Here is a 582-nt window from a genome sequence, read left to right as displayed (position 1 = left end):
GAACAACCAAGCCGACATCGCCGCATTGAGCACTAAGGCTGAGCAGAAACGCCAGCTATTAAAGGTGTTGGCTGGACTCAATGATGAGAGTTTGGGCATGGCGCATAACCGCCAGAGTGGGATAGCTATTGCGCAAAGACGCGAGAGTGGATTAATGGGCTTGCAACACTTCTTAAAGGTGAGCGATGACATGGACAAACTCATCTTTGAGCTAGCGGTGAGTCTGATTAGCCATTATTTCACGCAAAGGCAAGTTTTTAGAATTGTAGACCCCAAAGTGGGAGAAAGATACTTTGCTATCAATGACAACGCCCAGCACAAGATTAGACCTTGTAAGTTTGATCTTATCTATAAGACTCAGTTGAAAACAGAGAGTAAGGACGAGAGATTTAGCCATTGGAACGAACTCTTAAAGGTAATTGGACCTATCCGCCCCGATCTCTTGCCCGAGTTATTGCCCTTGATGTTGAAAGACATGGATAGCCCCATTAGCGCGGATGTGATGGAGATCATCACCAAAGCCCAGCAAGCCCAAGAGCAACAAGCCCAAGCGCAAGCCCCTTATAATGAACAACTCCAAGC

Annotated in this window: 1 pseudogene; it reads left to right on the top strand. The window is 46.7% G+C overall.

Going from position 1 to position 582, the window contains the following annotated elements:
* Window positions 1–582 (top strand): annotated as a pseudogene (locus EAO37_RS09030) (portal protein); the annotation flags it as partial.

It is taken from the genome of Helicobacter sp. L8 (assembly GCF_003660355.1).
Taxonomy (GTDB): Bacteria; Campylobacterota; Campylobacteria; order Campylobacterales; family Helicobacteraceae; genus Helicobacter; species Helicobacter labacensis.
Note: the sequence above shows the minus strand (reverse complement) of the source record. Positions and strands in the feature narration are given on the sequence as shown.